A 26941-nucleotide genomic window follows, 5' to 3' on the forward strand; every position below is an offset into this window, starting at 1 on the left:
CCTAATTAGACTCAAATTCAAAAAGTTGCACTTGACTTTTCAATCTTTCAATTAATAAATTCATCATACGTTTATTTAAATTAGATGAATTTTGAATATAAGTATCATATTCGTCAAGCGTAAAAAGTCCCATTACGATTCCTTTTAGGGAATTTCGGAACTTAATATCTTTCTGAATTGAATTTTCAATAGTTTGCAGTTTCTTCTCAACCGAATAAGAATAAAAATCACGCTTGTTTTTATTTACATAATTAATAAAAACTGCAATAAATAAATCGTTTTGAAGTTTTAAAATTGGCCTGATTGTTTGGTTTTGAAACAACTCATCTGCTGAAGATTGAGCACTTACTGTTCCTAAAGTTTCGCCTCTGAATTCTTTTAAAAAAGTGTCTCTATCTTCCATGGGGTTTTGTTTTTAGTTTTCTTTAAAGTTAACTAAATATTCCAACAGTAAAAACCTATTTTTGTTTTTATAAAAAATAAATTATGCGCTTTTTTCTATTTCTCTGCTTATTATTGGTTTCTTGTAATTCTAAAGAAGACAAAGAAAAATACAACCGTGCTTTGTATCGTGCTGTAAATAATAAAGATACAGCTGTTTTAGATATACACATAAACGACAAGCGCTTTTACGGGCGCTATGAAATTTCGCATTATGGAACTGGAAAAGATTCTGGCGATGTAAGAGGGAATTTAAGAGGCGACACGCTTCGCGGAGATTACCACTATATTTCTTTTGGCGGCGCGTGGAAAAGAGTTCCTTTAGCACTTTTAAAGAAAGACAATAAACTTTATTTAGGAAAAGGAGTAATTGGAACTTATTTTAATCTTCCGTGTTATGTTCCAGAAGTTCCTATTGAATATCAAAATCCTGAGTTTCTTTTTGAGAAAATAGAGGAGAGGCAATAAAAATTCCAAAATTTAAATTCCAAATTCCAAATTGAAATGGCTTGTGTATTTTACCGCAAAGCACGCAAGGTTTTTTTATAAGTTAGACTTACTAAAAACGCAAAGTTCGCAAAGCTTTGTCTAAAAAACTTTGCGAACTTTGCGTAAAACCTTTGCGAACTTTGCGGTAAAAATACACGCAATCTATTTCAACTTGAAACCTGAAACTTGAAACAAAAATTAACTCAACGTAGAAGGCAATTCAAAAATTTCAAGATCAAAATATCTTACTGATGCCATCACATGATCGAAAATATCGGCCATGATATATTCATAGTTTGCCCAACGTTTATCGCTCGAAAAAACATAAATTTCCAACGGAACTCCATGTGCTGTAGATTGTAATTGTCTGCAAATGATATGCATATTTTTGTTTAATCCAGGATGATCGGTTAAATATTGAATAATGTATTTTCTAAATAAACCTAAATTTGTCATGTTTCGGCCATTTAGCGAAAGCGTTTTGTCGATTCCTCTAAGATCGTTGTATTTATCAATTTCCGCTTGACGGCTATCAATATAAGATGTTATCAGCTGTACTTTTTTCAGTTGATGCAAATCTTCATCATTCAAAAAACGAATTGTGCTGCTTTTTATTAAAATGTGTCTTTTAATGCGGCGTCCTTCCGATTTTTGCATACCACGCCAGTTCTGAAAAGAATCTGAACTTAAAGCGTAAGTTGGAATTGTAGTAATCGTATTGTCGAAATTTCGAACTTTTACGGTTGTCAAATTAATTTCAATTACATCTCCATCAGCACCAAATTTGTCCATTGTAATCCAGTCGCCAATGCGAACCATGTCGTTTATCGCAACCTGAACACTCGAAACAAATCCAAGAATTGTATCCCTAAAAATCAAGATAATTATCGCTGAAAGTGTTCCTAAAATGGTTAACAATTCGCCTTTTTTAATTCCGAATAAAGTCGAAATAATCATAGCAACTCCGAAAATCCAAAGGACAATCATAATAACCTGAACAAAACTGTCAATTGGTTTGTCGCTGTATTCTGGCTTTTGCTTTAAATAATCGCGTAACGAATTAAAAACCGTTCTAACGATCCATAATCCAAGCAATACTATATAAATGCCTACAATTTTTCCGAAGATTGATTCCCAATATTCATACCGATCTAAAATAACGGGAACTGCTTTATAAATAAAGAAAAACGGAATTAGATAAGCTGTATATCTAGTGGTTTTATTCTGAATTAAATAATCATCAAATTTTGTTTTGGTACGCTGAGCAAAAATAGCTGTCAGAGTAACTAAAACGAATTTGGCTGCGTAATAAATAACGTAAGCCAATGCTATTAAAATAGCAATATTAAAGATTAAACTGGTATAAGACGCAACATTACGGCTCATTCCCCAATCTCTAAAAATAGGATATAAAAAATTAAATATTTTCTCCAAAAGCTTATGCATTTGCTTTAGTTTCTAAATATTTTTTCTCTATATAAAAAGTACCAAACGGAATAAGTGAAGCAACCAAAATGATTCCGAATGTTTTTAAATCCCAATTCATAGATTTTTTCAATAAAAACGCTAAAAGAATATATCCGATAAATAAAACACCGTGTGTCATTCCTAACGGACGTAATAAGGTATGGTAAAGTTCAGGATTATTGTTTTTGATAATCAACATATTAGCAAATAATACTAAATAAGAGATTCCTTCTAAAATGGCAGTAACTTTGAAAATCTTGAGCATATTGGTACTTTTTAAGTTTTATGCGGCAAAATTAAGTAATATCGTTGGTTTTTCGGATATTTATAAAGAAAGTAATTTACTTTTGTAACCTTAAGTTTTGAGAATGAGTAAAAGAGATTTAAAAAAATATTTAGGCGAATTAACCAAAGAGCAATTAGAAGAACAATTGATAGAATTGTACGAGAAATTTGCTCCCGTAAAAGTCTATTATGACTTTGTTTTTAACCCAAAAGAAGACAAATTACTTCAGGATGCAAAAGTCAAAATCTCACATGAATATTTCCCTATTAAAAAACCTGGAGCAAAATGGCGCCCAAAAGCCAAAATGCGAAGATCGGTTGCGCAAAAACTTATAAAGCATTTTATGATGCTGGGAGTAGATCCTTATATAGTGGCAGATATTATGCTTTATAATATTGAGATCGCTCAAACTTATTCTTCTCAAAATTTTATTAAACAGGATTTATTCTATAAAAGTATCTTTAATTCTTTCGAACAAGCTGTTAATTTTATCATTGCAAATGGCATTTTTAATGATTTTAAATTACGTATTAACGCAATTTACGAGGAAATTTTACAGCAAAAATGGAAAAATAAGTACGATTTTGAGGTGATTTTGGACAAAATTGACTACTAAAAGGCTTTCTCATAAAAAATCTTTATTTAAAAAAAACATTTATTTTAGGTTAAAATAAGATGAATAACTGTTTTTTAGATGTATTTTTGCAAAAATCCAAAAATAAACAATGTCTCAAAACACTTTAGAAATACAAAGAGAAGAGAAGAAAGAACTGTATGCATACCAAAAAGGCGATATTGACGCTATTTTTGACCGTTTAGACAATGCTCCTCCTAAACACCACTTATTGTATCAGCTTCCAACTGGAGGAGGAAAAACAGTAATATTTTCTGAAATCGTTCGCCGCTATTTATCTCATAATGATAAAAAAGTGGTTGTTTTAACGCACCGTATCGAACTTTGTAAACAAACTTCAAAAATGTTAACTGGTTTTGGCGTTACAAACAAAATAATCAATAGTAAAGTAAAAGAATTGCCAGATCAAAATGATTTTTCATGTTTTGTGGCAATGGTTGAAACTTTAAAAAACCGTATTAATGATGAAAAACTTCATTTAGATAATATTGGTTTGGTTATTATTGATGAGGCACATTACAACTCATTTAGAAAACTATTAAACTCATTTAAAAATGCTTTTATTCTTGGGGTAACAGCAACGCCTTTGAGTTCTAATATAAAATTACCAATGCACCAAAGCTACCATGAACTTATTGTGGGAGATACTATTGGTTCATTAATCGATAAAGGATTTTTGGCTAGAGCAACAACTTATAGCTACGATGTTGGTTTAACTTCATTAAAAGTGGGTATCAATGGAGATTATACGGTAAAATCATCTGATGATTTGTATACCAATACTTTGATGCAGGAAAAGTTGCTTCATGCGTATACAGAACGTTCGCTAGGAAAGAAAACTTTGATTTTCAATAACGGTATCCATACTTCTTTATATGTATATGAAACTTTTAGAGAAGCAGGTTACGATATCAGACACTTAGACAATACAAGTAGTTCTGAAGAGCGTAAAGACATTTTACAATGGTTTAAAAAGACTCCAGACGCAATTTTGACTTCTGTCGGAATCTTGACAACTGGTTTTGATGAGCCAACTGTAGAAACTATTATTTTGAACAGAGCAACAAAATCGTTGACTTTATATTTCCAAATGATTGGCCGTGGTTCTCGTAAATTACCTGGAAAAGATGAATTTACAGTTATCGATTTAGGAAATAATGCCGCTCGTTTTGGTTTATGGAGCGATCCTGTAAACTGGCAGCACATTTTTAAATCACCTGAATTTTATTTGGAGAATTTACGTGATGATCATGAAATTGAGATGTTCTTTAAATACAGCATGCCGCCGGAATTACGCGCGAAATTCAGTAAAACGGCCGATGTAAGTTTTGACGTTGATGAAGAGCACAAATTAATCATTAAACAAAATCTTCGTTCTAAAGTAGTTTTAGATAAATCTCTAGATCAGCATGCGGGAATGTGCGTAGATAATACAGAAACACTTCAGGAAGCAAAAATGCTTGCTAAAGAATTAGAAGATGATATTGAAGATCGTATCAAACGTTATTCTAAATGTTTGAGTCAATGCAGTAAAAACTACCGTGAATGGCTGGTTGACGATTACAAACAAAGATTGACTTTATTAATTGGTAAAAAGTATCGTGAGAAAATCATGAACGAACCCGATTGATTTGTGAGTTAAAAAAGTTTAAAGTTTCAGGTTTCATATTTCAAGTTGTTGGAATCTAAAATATTATCAATTTACAAAAGGAGAAATAGCATTTCAAAGCAAATGTGATTTCTCCTTTCAACTTATTAAGTTTTTGGTGTAACTTGAAACCTGAAACTTAACCCGAGGCAGAATGCCGAACGGGCGAAGCAAACAAAATTAAAGAACATGTCTAAACCATTCTCAACATTAGGAATTTCGGCTCCAATTTTAAAAGCTTTAAGCGAATTAAATATTGTTGAACCAACAGAAATTCAGCAAAAAACAATTCCGTTATTTTTGAGCGAAACTCACGATATTGTTGGTTTAGCCAAAACTGGAACAGGAAAAACCGCTGCTTTCGGATTGCCATTATTACAATTAGTTAATTCAGAAGCAACTGCTGTGCAAGCTGTAATTTTAGTTCCCACAAGAGAGTTGGGACAACAGATTGTTAGAAATCTAGAGGCTTTTGCAAAATATATTCCTAGTATATCAATTGCTTCAATTTGTGGGGGAACTCCAATAAAACCTCAAATTGAAAGATTAAAAGAAGGCGCTCAGATTGTTGTAGCTACACCAGGACGTTTAATCGATTTGATTCAGCGTAAAGCAATTGATTTAAAAACTACAGAATATCTAGTTTTAGATGAAGCAGACGAAATGATTGCTATTTTAAAAGAAGGTTTAGACGAAATTGTTGCAGAACTTCCTAAAAAACGACGCACATTATTATTTTCAGCAACACTTCCAGGCGCAATCAAACAGTTAATTCAGAACTATTTGAATAAAAATGTCGTTCAAATAAGTGCTAACATGGAAACGGTTGGTAACGAAGGAATTGATCACGAATATATTGTTGTAGATCCGATTGAAAAATTGGAAGTTTTAATGCATTTCTTAAATTCAAGAGAAGGCGAAAGAGGAATTATTTTCTGTAAAACAAAAGCTGCGGTTAATAAATTGGCTAAAAATCTGGCTATCAATAAATTTTCTTCTGGAGCGCTTCACGGAAGTTTAACACAAGGAATTCGTGATCGAATTATGGAACAGTTTCGTGAAGGACATATCAATATTTTAGTGGCAACCGATTTGGCTGCTAGAGGAATTGATGTAAAAGAAATCTCGTATGTCATTAATTATCACTTACCTGATACATACGAAAACTACGTTCACAGAAGCGGAAGAACGGCAAGGGCAGGAGCAAAAGGACTTTCTTTAACTGTTTTACAGCAAGAAGAAGTTTTTGAAATTGCTGATTTCGAAAGAGAATTAGGAATTAAATTTTCTGAATTCAAAAAACCATCAGCGGCAAGTCTTGAAGAAAATAATATGCTTTTATGGGCAAAACAGATCTTCAAAACAAAACCTAACTACGAGCTTTCTAGCGATTTAAAAACGAGAGTAAAAACTGTTTTTCATCATTTAACCAAAGAGGAACTAATCGAGAAATTAATGGCAAGTTATGTCCTACAGAACAAAATCGATATAGTTGATAAAACAGTTAAAAAAATCAAAAAGTAAATAATATGACTTTTGTCATTGTATATTAAAGTTGTACTTTTATAAGGAAATATTCTATAATCCTATTAATTACAACATATATGAAAATAGTCATTATTGGAGGTGGATTTGCGGGAATCAATCTAGCAAAAGAGCTCGTAAATCAGCCTCAAATACAAGTAACTCTTGTAGACAAAAATAATTATAACTTTTTCCCACCACTTATATATCAAGTTGCTACGGCATTTTTAGAACCTTCGAGCATTAGTTATCCTTTTAGAAAATTTTTCGCAGGTAAAAAGAATCTTAGTTTTCGTTTAGGCGAATTATTATCTGTTTCTCCTGCAGAAAAAAAGATTACACTAAGCAACGGAGAGTTAGAATACGACTACTTAGTTTTTGCTACCGGAGCAGAGACGAGTTATTTTGGCATGGAGAACGTAATGAAAAATGCAATTCCGATGAAAACCTTAAATGATGCCATCGTAATGCGTAATACATTGCTTAAAAACTTAGAAAAAGCTGCCATTTGTAAGGATATGCGAAAAAGACGTAAATTACTTACAATCGTAGTAGCAGGAGGGGGGCCAACAGGAGTAGAGGTTTCTGGTATGTTTGCTGAAATGCGCAAAAATATACTTTTAAAAGAATACCCTGAATTAGATACATCTGCAAGTAATGTCTATTTAGTTGATGGTGGTGATGCCTTATTAGCACCAATGAGTAAAGAATCGCAAAAAGATACTTTAGAAGCTTTGACTAAACTAGGTGTTGTTGTAAAACTAAATACCAAAGTTGTAGATTACGTTGATGATACAGTAATGTTTGAAAACGGTGAAACTATCAAAACAAGAAATTTAATTTGGGCAGCTGGAGTTTCAGCTAAAATTTTCGATGGAATTCCAAAAGAAAGTTACGGTCGTGGCCGACGTATGGCAACAGACGAATTCAACAAAGTAAACGGTGTAGATCATATTTATGCAATTGGAGATACTGCAATTACAGCCGGAGATAAAAATTTCCCTGACGGACATCCTCAGGTTGCACAAGTTGCAATTCAGCAAGGATTAAACCTCGCTAAGAACTTTAAAGCAATGATAGCAAATAAACCGCTTAAACCTTTCGCTTACAATGATAAAGGTTCTATGGCAATTATTGGGAAAGCAAAAGCCGTTGTAGATTTACCAAGTCCAAAATGGCATTTTAAAGGTTTTTTTGCATGGATCATCTGGTTGTTTATCCACTTGATTTCTTTGATTACATATAGAAACAGATTAAATACATTTTGGAACTGGATGGTAGCTTATTTCGCAAAAGATCAGTCACTTAGAATGATTATTAGACCAGATAAGAAAACTCAGAATTAAAATTTAAAAATTCCAATTTCTTGAAATTTATACATAAAAAGCCGAAATCATTTAGATTTCGGCTTTCTTTTTTTAATTTGGGATTCAATATTGGAATTTTAATCAATTGAAATTTAACTATTTATTCAGCAGTAGTTGGGTCAATTATTCCTGTTACTTGATTAACTGAATTAGCTGGAAAACCTCCTAATTTAGCGTGTTCATAAACCATTTCCTCATTTGGCGCTATATAAATGCAATAAAGTTTATCGTTTGTAATATAGCTATTTACCCACTGAATTTGTGTTCCTAGTTGACTGAGTACACCACAGGAAGCCTGTGAAATACTTTTTAATTGATCAGATGTAAGTTTACCAGCATTTGGGATTTCTCTTTCAATAACATACTTCGGCATAATATTTCGAAATTTATTCCTACTCATGTGGCTTTTCGGTTTCGCCCCGTTTTTCAAATGGTATCTGGATTCCATTCCATTTCATGCTATATAAAATTAATGAAATAAAATTGCAAAAGCAATCAGTAAATTGATTTTTAAATACTTACAAACTATTAATGCCCAGATGTGAAATTATCTTCTGAAGATAATTCTACCTTTTGCTTGATAAAACGCTTACCAATATTTAAAACTATAAAGGCAATAATTGTAGTAACTGTCATAATGAAAACCATTGGAGCTACAGAATCCTTTACAAAAATTCCAACAGCAAAGGAAGCCAAAGATCCTAAACCTAATTGAATAGCGCCCATTAAAGCTGAAGCGCTTCCTGCATTTTTTGCAAATGGAGCCATCGTAAGTCCAGCTGTATTTGGATTTGAAATTCCTAAACAGCCTAAAAACACAAAAAGAATTGCTATAGTTTCATACAATCCTAAAAGGTTGTTTAAAGAAAGTACAAGAAAGACAATGCTAACAACAGATTGCAAAATTAATGCAGCAAAAATCATCTGTTCACTCGAAAATCTCTTCAATAAAACCGAATTTAACTGACTCGAACCAATAAAACTAACAGACATAAAAGCAAAAATCCAACCATACGTTTTAGCATCAACATGGTAAATATCCATAAAAATTATAGGTGAGGCCGCTACATAAGTAAATAATCCAGAAAATGCAATTGCTCCTGTGAAGGCATAAGTATAAAATTGCGGTTCTTTAAGAACTTTCAAAAAGTTAGAAATAATAGGTTTTGGCTTTAAAGATATAGAAGTATCAGGTTTATAACTGTTTGGTAAACCAATTTGAGAAGCCAATAAAACAGCAATTCCCATGCACATTAAAATAAGAAATACCGTGTGCCAACCATAATCTTCTGTAACATAACCGCCAATTGTAGGCGCCAGCATTGGCGAAAGCCCAAGCACAAGCATCAGAAGAGAAAATACTTTCGGAATGTCTTTTACCGGAAATAAATCACGAACCATGGCCACAGAAGCAACTGTAGCAGCACAACTTCCTATGGCTTGAATAAAACGAAGCAGTATAAAAGCATCAATATCAGAGACATAAACACATCCTAACGAAGCTAAAATATAAACTAGAAGTCCCATAAATAATGGTTTTTTACGCCCGAAACGGTCTAATAAAGGCCCATAAAGCAACTGTCCAGCAGAAATTCCTATGAAATAACTGGATAAACTCATAGAAACTTTAGCAACAGACGTATTTAAATCTTTTGCAATTCCTGAGAAACCAGGCAGATACATATCTATTGAGAAAGGACCGAGAGCGGTTAAAGAACCCAAAATTAGGATAAGCTGAATATATTTTTTTGTTGTCATTTTCTTAAAAAAAGGCTTATAATTTTTTGCAAAGGTAAAGATTTCATACCTTGTTATAGAACTTGAAGAAGTTTATAACAATAAATTAAAGTAATCGCGAAAATTATTTATCGCAACTATCTATTAATCTTTAAATTAAGAAACTATGAAAAAGTACCTTTTGTTATTAGCAGTTTTATGCACATCAATTTCATTTGCTCAAACCATTACATCAAAACAAGAAGAAGCTAGTGTTGAGCAATATGAGCTTTTAAAAAAAGTAAATCAATATTATCCAGACATTTCATTAAGCAAATCGGTTACTAATTTTTACGCAGACGGTAAAATTATTGATTCTCAGCAAGATTTTGATTTAAGAGGAACCAAATTTTCAAGCTATAAACTAGGAATCGAACCAGGAAACAAAAAAGTAAAATTTGATTATACTTCTAATGAAGCTGGTCACGTTTATGGTGACGTTACGATTTTTAACGGAAATGCTTTGCGAACAACTTTTAATGAAAAAACAAATCAAATTGATGTATCGTTGAACGGAAAATCAGTTTATTTGAAAAAGCTATAATTTTTTAGAGATTAAAAAGGCATCATAGATTTATGATGCTTTTTTAATTTATATTTGATTCAAATTTTTAATGAAACGATTCACAATGAAAAAATTTCTTTTTATCGCATTTTTGATTACTTTGAAATCATATTCACAGCAAAATAGATTTTCTGGAACTTGGGGAAATGAAAAATGCAAAGACTGTAAAAAAGAATTTATTTTCACGATAACAATAGCGCAGTCAAATTCTAAGATTTTTGGAACTGCTGAAGTTACAAGCGATCATAAAGAACTAAATTCAGGAATTTTAGAAGTTACCGGAGATGTTTATCCGCTTGGAGATAAAGCTCAAATTAAATTGAAAGATAAAGACGGAACAAAATCTAGCGCAGTTTTATTTGTAAACGATGGGGTAATTCAGTTTACAAAAAACGGAGGAGGCGATGTTGTACCAAAAGAGATGATTTTGAAAAAATTATACGAATAACTCCGTTTTTAGAGTTATCTCATTTTTGACCTATAATTTATATTATGTAAAATAGAATATTTTAGAAAATGCACTATAATTGTGCTATACAGACTTTTGTTTATAAAATTTTCATTTACGGCAAATTTACCTTCCTGCCTCTAAAGATATATTTTTACTTACAATTTGTTTTATTTCTTAAAACTGAAACCTCTTATAAATACGCTATATAATTTTTATTTTTTAAAATTCTCAAATATTAAAATTTTAGCTTGCTGGATTATGCAGTTTGTTTCTTAATCAAGTTATTTTCTTCAAATTCAAATCGCTTATATACATGCGCTGTATGATTTTTATTTTTTAGAAATCTCAAATATTGAAAATTTAGCGTGCTGGATTTCTAGAGAGTTTATTTTATAATTAAAACATTTTTCTTAAATTCAAATATTCATAAATGCGCTATATGATTTTGGTATTAAAATATTTTCAAATATTGCAATAGTATCGATCTGGTTTGCCAATCATTTTGAAAACATTAAAGCTTTTTCAAGTCTTATTACCATTATCTTTTAACATTTCTTTAAAATAATTAGTTTCTGCTAAAGATACTTTCATTGTAAGACTTTATTTTACTATTTTTACATTCGATACTTTAAAAAATAAATTATCACATATATGAATACAGTCGCTGAGCATATTGCAGATTTTTTAAAAGAATACAAACCATTTGATAATTTAACTTTCCAGGAATTATCGGATATTGCTACGAATATTCGTGTAATCAATTTAGAAAAACATGCGGTATTATTTCAAAATAACGATCCGCTTCACGAAAGCTTTTATGTTGTAGCTTCTGGTGTTATCAATCTTACAACCATTGCAGACGCTGAAGAAACCATTATAAATAAATGTCATGAAGGAGATATTTTTGGCTTACGTCCGTTTTTTGCCAAAAATAACTATATGATGACTGCTAAAGCACGTGAAGAAAGCATTATTTATGCTATTCCAATTGCTGTTTTTAGACCTTTTGTTGCCAATAATTCAGATGTTTTAAACTTTTTATTAGAAAGTTTTGCAGTGAATTCGCGCCATACAAAAGACAGCATGAATTCTAATGGGAAATTGATTTCTGATGCCGATTATCTTGATCAGCAGACAGAAATGCAATACATTCAGTCACTTAACTATAATAATTCTCCATTAACAACTCAGGCTGGTTCTATCATAAAAGATGTCGCAATTTTGATGACAGATTCTATGCTTGACAATATTATAATCTGCGAAAAAAATCATCCAATTGGTATTGTTACCAATGCCGATTTATCGTCTAAAATTGCCACTGGCCGCTATCCTATTACAGAAACAATTGACAAAATCATGTCGTCTCCAGTTGTTACTGTTCTTGAAAATGTTTCTTTGGCAGAAGCTCAATTGTTAATGCTTAAACACAATGTTACACATTTATGTGTTACAAAAGACGGCACAAGCAAATCTGTTGTAAAAGGTATTATTTCTGAGCACGATCTTATTGTTGCTCAAGCTAGTAACCCTGGCGTCTTAATTAAAGAGATTAAGCGTTCGCAGTTACCAAAAGACTTAAAACAAATTCGTGATCGTCTTTCTGATTTGATCCAGAATTCGATTCAAAAAAATATTCCAATTTCTCACGTTAGTAATATTGCGAGTGAAATTAACTTAGCAATTATAAAAAGGGCAGTTGAATTATCAATTTTAGATTTAGGCTCCCCTCCTGCACGTTTTGCTTGGTTAAGCATTGGAAGTCAAGGGCGTAAGGAGCAACTTTTGCTTACTGATCAAGACAGTATTTTGATTTTTGAAGATGTTACTCCTGAAAAATATAGAGAAGTAAAAGATTATTTCTTAAGATTGGCAAAAAGAACAACTTCTATTTTAGAAAAAGTTGGTTATGACTATTGCCCAAACGGACATATGGGAAGCAATATGCTTTGGTGCAAATCATTGAGTGACTGGACAAAACAATACAATAGCTGGATGAATACTCCAGGTGAAAATAGTAATGATTTGAGCAGTATTTTCTTTGATTATGAAATTGTATTTGGCGAAGCTAAAATTGAAGAAGCTATAGAAAATGTGATTTTCAAGAATGCTGTCAACAATACTTTATTCTTTGACTTTTTAGGAAATGATGCTTTAAAGAAAAATTCTCCATTAAGTTTCTTCAAGAAATTTATAACAGAAGAAGACGGTCCGCACAAAGAGAAATTTGACATCAAAACTCGTGCATTGATGCCATTAATTGATGGCGCTCGTTTATTGATATTAAATGCAAATATAAAAGGAATTCAAAATACATACTTAAGATTCAAGCAATTAGCTATAACAGATTCTAAAAATGCTGAAATTTATTTAAGCTGTGCAGAGGCTTTTTTAACACTTTCAAAATTTAGAACTGTTGAAGGATTAAAAAATGACGACTCTGGCCAATATATTAACTTAAGAGAAATGTCAAAATCTGACAAAGAGAAATTAAAAAATGCGTTAGCCCCAATGAAAGACCTGGAGGAACTGATTAAGAGTAAATTTCAATTGACACAATTCTCATAAATATGCTAGACTGGCTAAAAAATATCAACAAAGACTATCCAGATTTTTGGAAAGACTATTTAACTAAATTCGAAACTAAACCTAATAAGTTTGTTGTTTTATCAGCAGAAACTTCTGGGCTTAATCCGGATAAAGATGTTATATTATCTTTGGGTGCATTTTCTGTAATTGATGACAGTATTGTAATAAAAGAAAATTTTGAAACCGTTTTACTACAATATAAATACCTTCAAGATAACGGACTTTCAAATGAATTTATCATTGAGAGTAAAATGATGAAAATGCCTGAACCTGACGCACTTGAAGCTTTTGTTAATTTTATTGGAAACTCAATTTTAGTTGGACATCACATCAATTTTGATATTGAAATGCTGAACGCAGCCTTGGAACGCTTAGATTGTGGACGACTAAAAAATGAAGCTTTAGATGTTGATGTAATGTATAGAAAACTTACAGACATAAATGACAAGCAGTTTTCTCTAGATGATTTGTGCGAAATTTATAAAATTCCGAAAAGTGATCGAAACTCTTCTTCTGAAGATGCATACAAAATCGGACTTTTATTTTTAAAATTAAAATCTAGATTAGGAATCAAGTAAAAATTTTGAAATGTAAAAATTCCAATTTTTGAGATAAAAAAATACCTCCTATTGATTTAAGAGGTATTTTTTTTTAATGGAAATTTACAAACTCAATTATCTTTCAAATTAAGTAAAATTGTAATTTTATGGTCAAATATTTATAAGATGCGAACCATGAAAAATTTATTATTTCTATTGCTGTTTCTGTTTTCAGCACCAGCAATTTTTGCACAAAATCAAGATCTTTCGTCTAAACGTATTCTGGGAAATTGGTATTCCAATACAAACCGAAATACAAAATGGGTTTTTACTCAAGACGGAAAAGTTTACAATTACAACAATAACCAAATGAAAGTAATGTATAAATATACCGTTTCACACAGCTGTCAAAATTACTCAGATGATACTGCTGAATTTGTAACTTTACGTGATAAAGATGGTAATGAGTTTTGTTTTAAAATAAATGGAATTAATGAAAACAAAAATGGAATTTTATCACTTACTAATTTAAGTAACATGCAGCCTCTTGTTTTTGTGAACGAGGAAAAATCAAAAATTGCTCAATAATTCCAATTAGTATTAAATAAAAAAATGCCTCTTTTATTAAGAGGCATTTTCTATTTATGTTTAAAATTAAGCTATTCTGTCTTTCATAATTTGCTCTACAACTTCTGGATTCAATAAAGTTGTTGTATCTCCAAAATTAGAGAAATCTCCTTCTGCAATTTTACGTAAAATTCTACGCATAATTTTTCCTGAACGAGTTTTTGGCAAACCAGAAACGAATTGGATTTTATCTAATTTCGCGATTGGTCCAATGTGATCTGCAATATATTGATTGATCTCTTTAGTTAAGTTCTCTTTATTTCTAACTTCACCTGTTTCTTTTAGAATAACAAAACCATATAATGCATTTCCTTTAATATCATGTGGGAATCCAACAATCGCAGATTCTGCTACAGCAGGGTGCTCGTTGATTGCGTCTTCAATTGGTGCTGTTCCTAAATTATGTCCAGAAACAATTACAACATCATCAACTCTACCTGTAATTCTGTAGTATCCAACTTCGTCTCTTAAAGCTCCATCACCTGTAAAATATTTTCCTGGGAAAGCAGAGAAATAAGTTTCTTTGTAACGATCGTGATTACCCCAAATAGTTCTAGCAATTCCAGGCCAAGGAAATTTAACACATAAACTTCCAACTACTTGATTTCCTTCAATTTCATTACGTTTTTCATCCATTAAAACTGGCTGAATTCCTGGTAATGGTAATGTTGCATAAGTTGGTTTTGTTGGCGTAACAAAAGCAATTGGAGAAATCATGATTCCACCAGTTTCAGTTTGCCACCAAGTATCCACAACTGGACATCTCTTATCTCCCACGTGGTCATTAAACCAGTGCCAAGCTTCTTCGTTAATTGGTTCTCCAACAGATCCAATAACTTTAAGTGATTTAAGAGGATATTTTTGAATATAATCTAAACTTTCTTTTGCTAACGAACGGATTGCTGTTGGCGCAGTATAGAATTGTGTGATTTTATGTTTTTCGATAATATCCCAAAAACGGCTAAAATCTGGATAAGAAGGAACTCCTTCGAAAATTACGGTTGTAGCACCATTCAATAATGGCCCGTATAATATATAAGAGTGACCTGTGATCCAACCAATGTCTGCAGTACACCAGAAAATATCATTGTCTTCGTAATTGAAAACATTTTTAAAAGTATAAGCAGTATAAACCATGTAACCTGCCGTCGTATGAACCATTCCTTTTGGCTTTCCTGTTGATCCTGAAGTATATAAAATAAACAAAGGATCTTCGGCATCCATAATTTCGGCAACGCTATTATCTAAAGCTGCATCTAATAATGGCTGTAACCAAATATCACGGCCTTCTTTCATTTTAACATCTGTATTAGTTCTTTTTGCAACTAAAACTTTAGTTACAGAAGGGCAAGTATCTAGAGCTTCATCTACAATTCCTTTTAAATCAATTGTTTTATTGCCTCTATAACCTCCATCAGATGTAATTACCATTTTACATTCGCAATCATTGATTCTGGCAGAAACTGCAGAAGCAGAAAATCCAGCAAAAACAACAGAGTGAATCGCTCCAATTCTAGCACAAGCTAAAACAGAAACTGCTAATTCTGGAATCATTGGTAAGTAAATACAAACTCTATCTCCTTTACGAACACCTTGCTCGCGAAGAACGTTTGCCATTTTTGAAACTCTCTCGTATAATTCATTATACGTAATATGTAAAGCTTCTTCAGAAGGATCATTCGGCTCAAAAATAATCGCCGTTTTTTCTCCTCTTTTGCTTAAATGTCTATCAATACAATTTTTGGTAATGTTAACTTTAGCATCTGTAAACCATTTTACTTCAGCTTCAGCCATATTAAAATCAACTACTTTTTCCCATTGTTGGTACCATGTAAAATTTTCTTCAGCTATTTTTCCCCAAAATTTTCTTGGCTCTCTTATTGACTTATTATAATGTTTAAAATATTGTTCTAAATTTTCAATTTTGTAATAGCTCATCGTTTGTTGAATTTTTTTATAAATGTATTAAATCTGAACGTATTCGTGAAATAATTTAATTCATAAATTTTACCAAATAAAAACATTTATTTAATAAAATATGATAATTATTTGTGTTTGTTTTAAAATTTTAATTTTTAAAGCAATTTAGAAAGGGCAAAAAAGGCATAATAAATAGATATTATGCCTTTTTTAATTTAACAAATTTCAATAACAATTAATTTTGTCAACTGCACTGCGAGTTTTTCTCTATTTTGAAAATAGCAGCATCATTATTAATTAACATAGAAATTTCAACAAGTATATTTTTTAAGTAAAAATATACCCCAATTTTAGGGATTAGCCTCACTTAACTTACTCTCACTGGAAGTTAAGTGAATGCAATATGCATCTATATCTATTATCTTAATAAGTGCTTACTAATTCAAAATATTACAAATCATTGATACAGTGCAAATCCCGCAAAATCGAATTCTGCGGGAATTCCCAATTTTTTTAATTATCCAATTTTTTTCATTGCTGTCATAGACTCTCTCAACCAAGCTCCTACTTCTTCAATAGGATGTTGACGAATTTCTCTGTTTACAGCGATAAGTACTGCATTGTCTACTCCGTTTGAAGTTGAAAATGGTTTACCAATTATGTTAGTTTCAACTTTTTTCATGAATTCAGTCAATAATGGCTTACAAGCATGATCAAATAAGTAACATCCGTACTCAGCAGTATCAGAAATTACACGGTTCATTTCGAATAATTTCTTTCTTGCGATTGTGTTTGCAATTAATGGCAATTCGTGTAATGACTCGTAGTAAGCTGATTCTTCGATGATTCCAGCTTCAGTCATTGTTTCAAAAGCTAACTCAACACCAGCTTTTACCATTGCAATCATTAATACTCCATTATCAAAATATTCTTGCTCTGAGATTGGAGCTTCTTGTGGAGCTGTTTTTTCGAAGTTAGTTTCTCCTGTTGCAGCTCTCCATTTCAATAAGTTAACATCATCATTAGCCCAGTCGATCATCATAGTTCTAGAAAATTCTCCAGAAATGATATCGTCTTGGTGTTTTTGGAATAATGGACGCATAATGTCTTTTAATTCTTCAGCCAATTCGTAAGCTTCAATTTTTGAAGGATTGTTTAAACGATCCATCATATTTGTAATACCACCGTGTTTTAAAGCCTCAGTGATAGTTTCCCATCCGTATTGGATTAATTTAGAAGCGTAAGCAGCATCGATTCCTTTTTCAACCATTTTATCGAAACATAAAATTGATCCTGTTTGCAATAATCCACAAAGAATAGTTTGCTCACCCATTAAATCTGATTTTACTTCAGCTACGAAAGATGATCTTAAAACTCCCGCTCTGTGTCCACCAGTTGCTACAGCGTAAGCTTTTGCTTGATCTAAACCAAATCCGTTTGGATCATTTTCTGGGTGAACTGCAATAAGAGTTGGAACTCCAAATCCTCTTTTGTACTCTTCACGCACCTCAGAACCTGGACATTTAGGAGCACACATAATAACAGTGATATCTTTACGAATCTGCATTCCTTCTTCTACGATGTTGAATCCGTGAGAATAAGACAAAGTAGAACCTTGTTTCATTAATGGCATAATAGCAGTTACCACAGCAGTGTGCTGTTTGTCTGGTGTAAGGTTACAAACTAAGTCTGCAGTTGGAATCAATTCTTCGTAAGTTCCTACTTTGAAACCATTTTCAGTTGCATTTTTATAAGAAGCTCTTTTTTCTGCAATTGCATCTGCACGCAATGCATAAGAAATGTCTAAACCAGAATCTCTCATGTTTAAACCTTGATTCAAACCTTGTGCTCCACAACCAACAATTACAACTTTTTTTCCAGCCAATGCTGCAATTCCGTCTGCAAATTCTGATTGCTCCATAAATTCGCAAACTCCTAATTGTTCTAATTGTAATCTAAGTGGTAATGTATTGAAATAATTTGCCATTTTTGTTTTAATATTTAATGAAATGAAATTTTAATATTGATTTTATATAACTAAGATTTATTATTTAAAGGTTTCTAATAATGCAGAAATCTCCATTTTTTGTTTAGAAACTGATATTCTTCCAGAACGTACAAACTGCATAATTCCGTATGGTTTGAACTTTTGGTATAATTCTTCAATTTCAGAACGTCTTCCTGATTTTGAAATCACAAAGAAATCACGAGAAACCGTTACAATTGTAGACTGGCTTTCTTTGATAATATTCTGAATTTGTTTCTCGTCAAACAACAAACTTGAAGCGATTTTAAACAAAGCATTTTCTAAGAAAATAGTCTCTTCATCTGTGTGATAAAATGCTTTTATAACTTCAATTTGTTTTTCAATCTGGCCTACAATATTCTGAACCCATTTTTCCGTAGTATTTACTACAATGATAAATCTTGAAACATTCTCTATTTCTGATTCTGAAACATTTAGACTTAATATATTAATGTGGCGCTTTAAGAATATCCCCGATATTCTATTCAACAATCCTACATTATTTTCTGAATATACCGATATGGTAAATGTTTTATCTTCCATGTTGTTTTTTAGTTTATTTTGTTTCAAGTTTCAGGTTTCAAGTTCTGTTGAGAACGTGAAACTTGAAACTTGAAACCTGAAACTTTTTCTTAACTTAATCTAATTTCTGACACACAAGCTCCCGTTGGAATCATTGGGAAAACGTTGTTTTCTTTTTCGACTACAACTTCCAAGAAGTATGAATCTTTTGAAGCCAGCATCTCAGCGACCGCTGCATCTAAATCTTCACGTTGTGTAACTTTTTTAGATTTGATATGGTATCCTTCTGCAATTGCAATGAAATTTGGATTAATCATTTTTGTTGAAGCATATCTGTTATCAAAGAATAATTCTTGCCATTGACGAACCATTCCTAAGAATTCGTTGTTTAAAATGACAATCTTCACTGGAACCTGAGTTTGGAAAATAGTTCCAAGTTCCTGAATTGTCATTTGGAAGCCTCCATCACCAATAATCGCCACTACTTCACGTTCTGGTTTTCCCATTTTTGCTCCAATTGCAGCAGGCAATGCAAATCCCATGGTTCCTAAACCTCCTGAAGTAATGTTACTTTTTGTCGAATTGAATTTAGCATAACGGCAAGCAAACATTTGGTGCTGACCAACATCTGAAACGATAATTGCATCTCCTTTTGAATGTTTGTTAATCATTTCAATAGTTTCTCCCATCGAAATTCCTTTGCCGTTTGTTGGGTTTAATTCTTCTTTAATTACTGAATCGTATTCAACTTTGCTTAACTCTTTAAATTCATTATGCCAAGCATCGTGAGATTTTGCATCTAATAATGGCAATAAAGCAGCTAAAGATTCTTTTACATCTCCTAAAACAGCAATTTCTGTTTTAACGTTTTTATCAATCTCAGCAGGATCAATTTCGAAGTGAACTACTTTTGCCTGTTTTGCATAAGTGCTTAATTTGCCCGTAACACGGTCGTCAAAACGCATTCCGAAAGCAATTAAAACATCACATTCGTTTGTTAGTAAATTTGGCGCATAATTTCCGTGCATTCCAAGCATACCAACGTTCAAAGGATGATCTGTTGGTAAAGCTGATAATCCTAGAATCGTCCAAGCTGCAGGAATTCCAGCTTTTTCTACTACTGCTTTAAACTCAGCTTCTGCCTGACCTAAGATAATTCCCTGACCGAAAACAATAAGCGGTTTTTTTGCACTATTGATTAAAGCTGCAGCTTCGGCAACTTTATCTAAATTTAATTTTGGAACTGGAACATAACTTCTAATTCCTGTGCATTTTTCATAACTAAATTCGAACTCGTCAAATTGAGCATTTTTAGTAATATCAACCAATACAGGCCCCGGACGACCAGAACGAGCAATGTAAAATGCTTTTGCTATAATTTCAGGAATTTGAGAAGCTTCAGTTACCTGAAAGTTCCATTTTGTTACCGGAGTTGAAATTCCGATAATATCAGTTTCCTGAAATGCATCAGATCCTAATAAATGTCTTCCAACTTGCCCAGTAATACATACTAATGGAGTTGAATCGATTTGAGCATCTGCAATACCAGTTACTAAATTTGTAGCACCTGGTCCAGAAGTAGCAATTGCTACACCTACTTTTCCTGTAGCTCTCGCATAACCTTGAGCTGCATGCGTTGCACCTTGTTCGTGACGTACTAAAACGTGGTGTAACTGATCTTGAAATTTATATAATTCGTCATAAACTGGCATTATAGCTCCACCTGGATAACCATAAATTAAATCTACTCCCTCTGCTAATAAACATCTTATAACGGCTTCTGCCCCTGATATTTTCATAGTATATTGTTTTTATCAATTTCAATGTTGCTGAAATTGATTTTTGATTTTTTTATAATTAATTATCGGTAACACATCCTGTTGATGCACTCGAAACCGATTTAGCGTATTTAAGTAAAACCCCTCTGTCAACTTTTAAAGCTGGCTGAACCCAAGCCGCTTTTCTTGCTGCAAATTCTTCGTCAGATATCTTCAGGTCGATTGTATTTTTCACAGCATCGATAGCAATTAAATCTCCATCTTTTACTAGTGCAATACCACCACCGTCATATGCCTCTGGTGTAACGTGACCTACCACGAAACCGTGCGAACCGCCCGAGAATCTACCGTCTGTGATTAGTGCACAACTGCTTCCTAATCCAGCTCCAATAATAGCAGATGTAGGCTTCAGCATTTCAGGCATCCCCGGACCACCTTTTGGCCCACAACCCCTAATGACGACTACATTGCCTGGTTTAATTTTTCCGGCTTGAAGACCTGGAATTACTTCAAATTCACCTTCAAATACAACAGCTGGCCCTTCGAAATATTCTCCCTCTTTACCGCTGATTTTTGCTACAGCACCTTCAGAAGCAAGATTTCCGTATAAAACTTGGATATTTCCTGTTGGTTTTAATGCTTTTTGAATTTCATGAATTACTTCTTGTCCGTCTTGTAAATCTGGAGTTGAAGCTAAATTTTCAGCCACTGTTTTTCCAGTTACTGTTAAACAGTCTCCGTGAATCAGTCCAACTTTCAATAAGTATTTCATAACTGCAGGAATACCTCCAACTTCGTGAATATCTTCCATCATGTACTTACCACTTGGCTTCATGTCTGCCAATACTGGTGTTCTATCGTTAATTGCTTGGAAATCATCTAAAGTAATTGTGATTCCAACTGAGTGAGCCATTGCAATTAAGTGCATAACAGCATTTGTAGAACCACCTAAAACAGCTACAATTGTGATAGCATTTTCGAAAGCCTTACGAGTCATAATGTCTCTTGGCTTAATATCTTTTTCTAATAATATTTTGATTGCTTTTCCAGCTTCCAAACATTCGTCTCTTTTTTCTTGGCTTAAAGCAGGGTTAGAAGAACTATAAGGCAAACTCATTCCTAATGCTTCAATAGCAGAAGACATTGTATTTGCAGTGTACATACCACCACAAGCACCTGCTCCTGGGCAAGCGTTTTGAATAACCCCTTTAAAATCTTCTGGAGTAATTTCTCCTTTTACTTTTTTCCCTAAAGCTTCAAAAGCAGAAACGATATTTAAAGATTCACCTTTCCATTTTCCAGAGTGAATAGAACCACCGTAAATCATCATTGATGGACGGTTCAATCTTCCCATTGCGATTAATGCACCAGGCATATTTTTATCACAACCAGGAATTGCAATAATACTATCGTACCATTGTGCTCCTGCAACAGTTTCAATAGAATCTGCAATTACATCACGAGAAACCAGTGAGTAACGCATACCTTCAGTTCCGTTAGAAATACCGTCACTGACACCAATGGTATTAAAAATAAGTCCGACAAGATCTGCATCCCAGACACCTTTTTTAACATCTTGTGCTAAATCATTCAGGTGCATGTTGCAAGTGTTACCATCGTAACCCATGCTCACAATACCAACTTGTGCTTTTTTTAAATCTTCCTCAGTTAAACCAATTCCATACAACATCGCTTGCGCCGCAGGCTGTGTTTGATCTTGTGTGATGGTCTTGCTGTACTTATTTAATTCCATTATAGTTTTATTTTTTTTTTAATTTTTTGTTCAAAAAAAAACCTTCCAAATATTTGGAAGGTTTGTAATATAGTCTTTCAATTATATTTATAACATTCCCGATGCAGATGTGTGAATCACATTGATAACAACGACAGAAGTAATAATAATTGAGATTTGCATCCTTTGTTTTTTAGTGTTACAAAAGTAAATAAACTTAAGGAACTAAAAAAATAAAATCTCAACATTTCAAAGACTTCTTGTTATTATCTTCACATTTTAACAAAAAAGATTAAACAATTGTTGATTGTCCAATACTTACATTGTCATTATTAAAATACAGCAAATCATCTTTGCTGAAAATAAAATTAGAAACGAACTCTCCTACTTCGTTTGTTCCGAATTTTGAATCTGGTTTCAAATCAACAGTAACTACTTTGTATTCAATTGCTTTTTCTACCGCTTTATAAATTACATGAGCTTCTTTTGTTAATCCAAAATGCTCTAATAAAAGTGCAGCAGCTAAAATTGAAGCAATCGGATTGGCAATGTTTTTTCCTTTTGCCTGCGGATATGATCCGTGAATTGGTTCAAACAAGGCGCTTTTTTCTCCTAAAGATACCGATGGCAACAAACCAATAGAACCCGTAATTACACTAGCTTCATCAGATAAAATATCTCCAAACAAGTTCTCTGTTAAAATCACATCAAATTGTTTCGGATTTAAGATTAACTGCATGGCCGCGTTATCTACAAATAAGAAATCAAGCTTAACATCTGAATACTCTTCGCTCACTTTCTGAACTACTTTTCTCCACAGTCTAGAAGTTTCCAAAACATTAGCTTTATCTACTAATGTTAGTTTTTTACGTCTTTTTTGTGCCGATTGAAAAGCTAAATGTGCAATTCTAGTGATTTCTTCTTCTGAATATTCACATAAATCTGAAGCATGTGTTCCTTCTTCATTAAGTGTTTTGGTTCCAAAATAAGCTCCACCAGTTAATTCTCTAAAAATGGTAAAATCAGCTCCTTCAATAATTTCTCTTTTTAAAGGAGAAGATTCTATTAAGGCTTTATAAGGTTTTATAGGACGGATATTAGCAAATAATCCTAATTCTTTTCGCAATTTCAGCAATCCTTGCTCTGGACGAACTTTTGCACTTGGGTTATTATCGTATTTAGGATCTCCAATTGCACCAAGCAAAACTGCATCTGTATTCAAACACAGATTTAAAGTTTGCTCTGGTAAAGGGTTTCCTGTTTTATCGATAGCAACCGCTCCCATCAGCGCTTCTTCAAAAACAAATTCATGATTATACACTTCGCCAATGGCGTACAAAGCCTTTTTAGCCTGTAATATTACTTCAGGTCCAATTCCATCTCCTGGTAAAACTGCAATTTTTAAATTCATAATCTCTCGCTCTTTATGTCTTTAAATCCTTATTGTTCCTATTTTTATTTTTTAAATATTAACTTCTATTTTAGAAGCTTCTATAATTTGGTGAATATCTGCGTCTACAACTTCTTTTTTAATGTCAGCGAATTTCAAGAATTCGATGTAAACGATATCCAATTGTACTTTCGTTAATTCGTAACCTACTTTTTTAGCACGGTAAGCCAAAGCAGCTCTTCCGCTTCTTGCTGTTAAAATGATTGAAGATTCATTTACTCCAACATCTAACGGATCCATGATCTCATAAGTTGCTCTGTTTTTAATTACACCATCTTGGTGAATTCCAGAACTGTGTGCAAAAGCATTTGCTCCTACGATTGCCTTATTTGGCTGCACAATCATTCCCATACTTTCAGAAACTAAACGGCTCATTTCGTTTAATTCTCTTGTATTAATGTTTGTGTCTAAGTTTAAGTAAGGGTGCTGTTTGAAAATCATTACCACTTCTTCAAGGGCAGTATTTCCGGCTCTTTCCCCAATACCATTAATTGTACATTCAATTTGTCTTGCACCATTTATAGCTCCTGCTATTGAGTTTGCAGTTGCCATTCCTAAATCGTTATGACAGTGGCATGAAAGGATTACGTTTTCGATTCCTTTTACGTTTTCTTTTAAGTATTTAATTTTTGCTCCGTATTCTTCTGGAAGACAATATCCAGTAGTGTCAGGAATATTCAATACCGTAGCTCCAGATTTGATAACCTCTTCACAAACTTTTGCAAGGAAAGCATTGTCTGTTCTACCAGCATCTTCTGCGTAGAATTCAACATCTTCTACATAAGATTTAGCGTGTGATACTGCAAATTTTGCCCTTGCAATAATATCTTCAGGCGTAGTTTGTAATTTGTGGAGTATATGAGATTCCGAAGTTCCGATTCCAGTATGGATTCTAGGTTTCTTAGCATGCTTTAAAGCAGCTGCTGCAACATCAATATCGTTTTTTACGGCTCTTGTTAGTCCGCAGACGGTTGCATTTTCTACAATTTTACAAATCTCAGAGACCGATAAAAAATCGCCTGGACTTGACACAGGAAAGCCTGCTTCGATAATGTCAACTCCCATTTTGTCTAGTCGTTCTGCGATAACTAATTTTTGCTTAGTATCTAACTTACATCCTGGGACTTGTTCACCATCTCGCAAAGTGGTGTCAAAAATTTGAACTTTCTCTCTATTCATATTCATTAATTTAATGTAATTTCACATCTTGATAACAAATATATATTGTACTATCGCAGTACGAAATTCATTTTAATGAAATTATACTGTTCATAAAACGTTTTATACCCTATTAACTAATTTATTATCAATAAGTTACATTATTATTTTTTACAATGGCTAACCATCAAAAAGATTTCTTATTTGTTCTAATAAAATCACTTTCGAAATCAGAAAAAAGACAGTTTAAAATTTTTGCAAGCCGATTAGAAACGAGTTCAAACACAAAATTTATCGAGTTATTCAATATTCTAGATAAATCAGAAGTTTACGATGAAAAACTCATTCTAAAGAGCGGTGTTATCCAAAAAGTACAGTTATCTAACTTAAAATCATACTTATACAAGCAAATTCTAGTCAGTATAAGGCTAAATATTCCTAGCCAGAATATTCGTTACCAGCTTCGCGAACAAATGGATTTTGCCGTTATTCTTTATAATAAAGGACTTTATAAGCAGAGTTTAAAAATTTTAGATAAGACAAAACAGCAAGCTTTAGAGAATGACGAAAAATATATGGCGTATGAAATTGTTGAATTCGAAAAACTAATCGAATCTCAATATATTACACGAAGTATTCAAGGTCGTGCTGACGAATTGGTAATTCAAGCTAAAGAATTAAACTACCGAAATACGATTTCAAGCAAATTATCCAATTTATCGCTTCAACTATACGGAATCATGTTGAAAACAGGTTACGTAAAGAATGATCAGGAATATAAATATATAGACGATTACTTTAATAGACATATTTCAAAACTAGACGAAAGCAAATTTGGCTTTCGCGAAAAATATTGGTTCTACAACGCTAATTTGTGGCGAAGCTTTTTAGTTCAGGATTTCTTAGCAAGCTATAAATATGCCTATAAATGGGTTCAGCTTTTTTATGATAATCCAAACATGATTTATCTAAATCCAGTGTTTTTCTTAAAAGGAAATCATTATTTCTTAGAATCGCTTTATATGCTTAAATATACATCGAACTTCAAGAAATATTTGAATCTTTTAGAAGAAACTATTGCTGATCCAAAATTCCCTGTAAACGATAATATTGCGTCTTTATCATTTCTGTACGTTTATAATAATAAATTAAACCTACATATTTTAGAAGGCACTTTTGCGGAAAGCGAATACTTAATTCCTGAGATTTTAGAAAAATTAAAACTGCATAGCGAACATTTAGATGAACATCACGAAATGTTATTCTTCTATAAGTTTGCTTCTATTTATTTTGGAAATGAAAAATATAATGAATGCATTAATTATTTAGATAAAATCATTAACAATAAGAATTTAACAATGCGCGAAGATTTAATGTGTTTTGCGAGATTATTGTCTTTAATTGCACATTATGAACTTGGGAAAGATTATTACTTAGAAAACCATCTAAAAAGCACGTATAAGTTTTTATTGAAAATGAATGACTTGCATGAAGTTCAAAAGGAAATCATTAAATTCTTAAGAAACTTAAATAATTTTTATCCTGCTGACATCAAGAAAGAATTCAAAAAAATGCATACACGTTTTGTTGAACTTGAAAAGAACACTTACGAAAAAAGAGCTTTCTTATATTTAGATATCATTTCGTGGCTTGAAAGCAAAATTGAAAATAGAAAAATTGCTGATATTATTAGGGAGAAAGCGAAATTGAATAATCGATAGTTTTTTTAAATTCCAATAAAGAAATTCCAAATTCTAATAAAAAAAGCTGAAAACAATAGTTTTCAGCTTTTTTTGTCATTTCGACGGAGGAGAAATCACACTCGAAACTCGATAAAGATTGGAGGCTTTCTGTGCGGAAATACTGGTGTGATTTCTCCTTTCAGTCGAAATGACAAAAACTTTACCTAAACAACAAACCCGACAGATTTTAAAAATCTGTCGGGTTTTGTTTTA

General features: G+C 32.4%; 23 protein-coding genes. 11 read left to right on the forward strand and 12 right to left on the reverse strand.

The annotated features are described in order from the left end of the window. Position 1: 1 nt before the first annotated feature. Positions 2–403 (reverse strand): glyoxalase, encoded by a 402-nt coding sequence (locus OD917_RS08470; protein ID WP_263523118.1) that lies wholly within the window; start codon positions 401–403, stop codon positions 2–4. Between the two features lie 83 nt (positions 404–486). Between OD917_RS08470 and OD917_RS08475 the strand changes: the two genes are divergently transcribed. Next, a complete protein-coding gene (locus tag OD917_RS08475; protein WP_263523119.1) occupies positions 487–909 on the forward strand; it encodes a hypothetical protein in 423 nt (140 codons plus the stop codon). Between the two features lie 219 nt (positions 910–1128). Here OD917_RS08475 and OD917_RS08480 read toward each other — a convergent pair whose 3' ends face one another. Further along, complete coding sequence (locus OD917_RS08480) at positions 1129–2376, reverse strand: mechanosensitive ion channel family protein (RefSeq protein WP_263523120.1); 1248 nt, start codon at positions 2374–2376, stop codon at positions 1129–1131. Next, on the reverse strand, positions 2369–2662 hold the full coding sequence (locus OD917_RS08485; RefSeq protein ID WP_263523121.1) for a DUF3817 domain-containing protein: 294 nt from the start codon (positions 2660–2662) through the stop codon (positions 2369–2371). The genes OD917_RS08480 and OD917_RS08485 overlap by 8 nt, the downstream gene beginning before the upstream one ends. Positions 2663–2765: 103 nt before the next feature. Here OD917_RS08485 and OD917_RS08490 point away from each other — a divergent pair, with 103 nt between their 5' ends. The 4 genes from OD917_RS08490 (at position 2766) to OD917_RS08505 (ending at position 7835) form a co-directional block, all read left to right on the forward strand. Further along, the gene (locus tag OD917_RS08490; protein ID WP_263523122.1) at positions 2766–3299 is read left to right on the forward strand and encodes a DUF6155 family protein; all 534 of its coding nucleotides are present in this window, start codon (positions 2766–2768) and stop codon (positions 3297–3299) included. Between the two features lie 109 nt (positions 3300–3408). Continuing rightward, complete coding sequence (locus OD917_RS08495; RefSeq protein WP_263523123.1) at positions 3409–4947, forward strand: DEAD/DEAH box helicase; 1539 nt, start codon at positions 3409–3411, stop codon at positions 4945–4947. A 207-nt stretch (positions 4948–5154) separates the two neighbouring features. Beyond that, complete coding sequence (locus OD917_RS08500; protein ID WP_263523124.1) at positions 5155–6489, forward strand: DEAD/DEAH box helicase; 1335 nt, start codon at positions 5155–5157, stop codon at positions 6487–6489. 80 nt (positions 6490–6569) lie between these two features. Further along, complete coding sequence (locus OD917_RS08505) at positions 6570–7835, forward strand: NAD(P)/FAD-dependent oxidoreductase (RefSeq protein WP_263523125.1); 1266 nt, start codon at positions 6570–6572, stop codon at positions 7833–7835. 121 nt (positions 7836–7956) lie between these two features. Here the strand turns inward: OD917_RS08505 and OD917_RS08510 are convergent, their stop codons facing one another. Further along, a complete protein-coding gene (locus tag OD917_RS08510; RefSeq protein ID WP_129747121.1) occupies positions 7957–8229 on the reverse strand; it encodes a DUF4242 domain-containing protein in 273 nt (90 codons plus the stop codon). Positions 8230–8384: 155 nt separating this feature from the next. Continuing rightward, the gene (locus tag OD917_RS08515; protein WP_263523126.1) at positions 8385–9614 is read right to left on the reverse strand and encodes a multidrug effflux MFS transporter; all 1230 of its coding nucleotides are present in this window, start codon (positions 9612–9614) and stop codon (positions 8385–8387) included. Positions 9615–9759: 145 nt separating this feature from the next. On the opposite strand from OD917_RS08515, the gene OD917_RS08520 reads away from it, so the two are divergent. The 5 genes from OD917_RS08520 (at position 9760) to OD917_RS08540 (ending at position 14361) form a co-directional block, all read left to right on the forward strand. Further along, entirely contained in the window at positions 9760–10176 is a 417-nt protein-coding gene (locus OD917_RS08520; protein ID WP_263523127.1) for a hypothetical protein, read from the forward strand. Between the two features lie 85 nt (positions 10177–10261). Next, positions 10262–10645 (forward strand): hypothetical protein, encoded by a 384-nt coding sequence (locus tag OD917_RS08525; RefSeq protein ID WP_263523128.1) that lies wholly within the window; start codon positions 10262–10264, stop codon positions 10643–10645. Positions 10646–11299: 654 nt separating this feature from the next. Then, positions 11300–13213, forward strand: coding sequence for a DUF294 nucleotidyltransferase-like domain-containing protein (locus tag OD917_RS08530; protein WP_263523129.1), 1914 nt, complete (start codon positions 11300–11302; stop codon positions 13211–13213). A 2-nt stretch (positions 13214–13215) separates the two neighbouring features. After that, positions 13216–13812, forward strand: coding sequence for a 3'-5' exonuclease (locus OD917_RS08535; RefSeq protein WP_111291085.1), 597 nt, complete (start codon positions 13216–13218; stop codon positions 13810–13812). A 156-nt stretch (positions 13813–13968) separates the two neighbouring features. Then, entirely contained in the window at positions 13969–14361 is a 393-nt protein-coding gene (locus OD917_RS08540) for a hypothetical protein (protein ID WP_263523130.1), read from the forward strand. A gap of 66 nt (positions 14362–14427) precedes the next feature. Here OD917_RS08540 and acs read toward each other — a convergent pair whose 3' ends face one another. From acs to OD917_RS08575, 7 genes are all read right to left on the reverse strand, one after another. Continuing rightward, the gene (acs, locus tag OD917_RS08545) at positions 14428–16338 is read right to left on the reverse strand and encodes an acetate--CoA ligase (RefSeq protein WP_263523131.1); all 1911 of its coding nucleotides are present in this window, start codon (positions 16336–16338) and stop codon (positions 14428–14430) included. Positions 16339–16837: 499 nt separating this feature from the next. Beyond that, positions 16838–18307: a ketol-acid reductoisomerase gene (gene ilvC, locus OD917_RS08550; RefSeq protein ID WP_111369156.1), complete on the reverse strand. Its 1470-nt coding sequence runs from the start codon at positions 18305–18307 to the stop codon at positions 16838–16840. 60 nt (positions 18308–18367) lie between these two features. Next, positions 18368–18889, reverse strand: coding sequence for an acetolactate synthase small subunit (ilvN, locus tag OD917_RS08555; RefSeq protein WP_111291077.1), 522 nt, complete (start codon positions 18887–18889; stop codon positions 18368–18370). 89 nt (positions 18890–18978) lie between these two features. After that, positions 18979–20667, reverse strand: coding sequence for a biosynthetic-type acetolactate synthase large subunit (gene ilvB / locus OD917_RS08560; RefSeq protein WP_263523132.1), 1689 nt, complete (start codon positions 20665–20667; stop codon positions 18979–18981). Between the two features lie 58 nt (positions 20668–20725). Then, entirely contained in the window at positions 20726–22399 is a 1674-nt protein-coding gene (ilvD, locus tag OD917_RS08565; RefSeq protein WP_263523133.1) for a dihydroxy-acid dehydratase, read from the reverse strand. 271 nt (positions 22400–22670) lie between these two features. Then, on the reverse strand, positions 22671–23789 hold the full coding sequence (gene leuB, locus OD917_RS08570; protein WP_263523134.1) for a 3-isopropylmalate dehydrogenase: 1119 nt from the start codon (positions 23787–23789) through the stop codon (positions 22671–22673). A gap of 51 nt (positions 23790–23840) precedes the next feature. Next, a complete protein-coding gene (locus tag OD917_RS08575) occupies positions 23841–25007 on the reverse strand; it encodes a 2-isopropylmalate synthase (protein WP_111378209.1) in 1167 nt (388 codons plus the stop codon). Positions 25008–25162: 155 nt separating this feature from the next. Here OD917_RS08575 and OD917_RS08580 point away from each other — a divergent pair, with 155 nt between their 5' ends. Continuing rightward, positions 25163–26707, forward strand: coding sequence for a hypothetical protein (locus OD917_RS08580; RefSeq protein WP_263523135.1), 1545 nt, complete (start codon positions 25163–25165; stop codon positions 26705–26707). Positions 26708–26941: the final 234 nt, after the last annotated feature.

Source organism: Flavobacterium sp. SH_e, from assembly GCF_025717045.1.
In the GTDB taxonomy this organism is placed as follows: Bacteria; Bacteroidota; Bacteroidia; order Flavobacteriales; family Flavobacteriaceae; genus Flavobacterium.

Coding starts and splice junctions, on each gene's coding strand:
- ilvD (WP_263523133.1), bottom strand. CDS start 22,399: ATGGAATTAAATAAGTACAGCAAGACCATCACACAAGATCAAACACAG.
- OD917_RS08505 (WP_263523125.1), top strand. CDS start 6,570: ATGAAAATAGTCATTATTGGAGGTGGATTTGCGGGAATCAATCTAGCA.
- OD917_RS08515 (WP_263523126.1), bottom strand. CDS start 9,614: ATGACAACAAAAAAATATATTCAGCTTATCCTAATTTTGGGTTCTTTA.
- OD917_RS08495 (WP_263523123.1), top strand. CDS start 3,409: ATGTCTCAAAACACTTTAGAAATACAAAGAGAAGAGAAGAAAGAACTG.
- OD917_RS08540 (WP_263523130.1), top strand. CDS start 13,969: ATGAAAAATTTATTATTTCTATTGCTGTTTCTGTTTTCAGCACCAGCA.
- OD917_RS08575 (WP_111378209.1), bottom strand. CDS start 25,007: ATGAATAGAGAGAAAGTTCAAATTTTTGACACCACTTTGCGAGATGGT.
- acs (WP_263523131.1), bottom strand. CDS start 16,338: ATGAGCTATTACAAAATTGAAAATTTAGAACAATATTTTAAACATTAT.
- OD917_RS08580 (WP_263523135.1), top strand. CDS start 25,163: ATGGCTAACCATCAAAAAGATTTCTTATTTGTTCTAATAAAATCACTT.
- OD917_RS08535 (WP_111291085.1), top strand. CDS start 13,216: ATGCTAGACTGGCTAAAAAATATCAACAAAGACTATCCAGATTTTTGG.
- ilvC (WP_111369156.1), bottom strand. CDS start 18,307: ATGGCAAATTATTTCAATACATTACCACTTAGATTACAATTAGAACAA.
- OD917_RS08510 (WP_129747121.1), bottom strand. CDS start 8,229: ATGCCGAAGTATGTTATTGAAAGAGAAATCCCAAATGCTGGTAAACTT.
- OD917_RS08520 (WP_263523127.1), top strand. CDS start 9,760: ATGAAAAAGTACCTTTTGTTATTAGCAGTTTTATGCACATCAATTTCA.
- OD917_RS08530 (WP_263523129.1), top strand. CDS start 11,300: ATGAATACAGTCGCTGAGCATATTGCAGATTTTTTAAAAGAATACAAA.
- OD917_RS08470 (WP_263523118.1), bottom strand. CDS start 403: ATGGAAGATAGAGACACTTTTTTAAAAGAATTCAGAGGCGAAACTTTA.
- leuB (WP_263523134.1), bottom strand. CDS start 23,789: ATGAATTTAAAAATTGCAGTTTTACCAGGAGATGGAATTGGACCTGAA.
- OD917_RS08500 (WP_263523124.1), top strand. CDS start 5,155: ATGTCTAAACCATTCTCAACATTAGGAATTTCGGCTCCAATTTTAAAA.
- OD917_RS08480 (WP_263523120.1), bottom strand. CDS start 2,376: ATGCATAAGCTTTTGGAGAAAATATTTAATTTTTTATATCCTATTTTT.
- ilvB (WP_263523132.1), bottom strand. CDS start 20,667: ATGAAAATATCAGGGGCAGAAGCCGTTATAAGATGTTTATTAGCAGAG.
- OD917_RS08485 (WP_263523121.1), bottom strand. CDS start 2,662: ATGCTCAAGATTTTCAAAGTTACTGCCATTTTAGAAGGAATCTCTTAT.
- OD917_RS08490 (WP_263523122.1), top strand. CDS start 2,766: ATGAGTAAAAGAGATTTAAAAAAATATTTAGGCGAATTAACCAAAGAG.
- OD917_RS08475 (WP_263523119.1), top strand. CDS start 487: ATGCGCTTTTTTCTATTTCTCTGCTTATTATTGGTTTCTTGTAATTCT.
- ilvN (WP_111291077.1), bottom strand. CDS start 18,889: ATGGAAGATAAAACATTTACCATATCGGTATATTCAGAAAATAATGTA.
- OD917_RS08525 (WP_263523128.1), top strand. CDS start 10,262: ATGAAAAAATTTCTTTTTATCGCATTTTTGATTACTTTGAAATCATAT.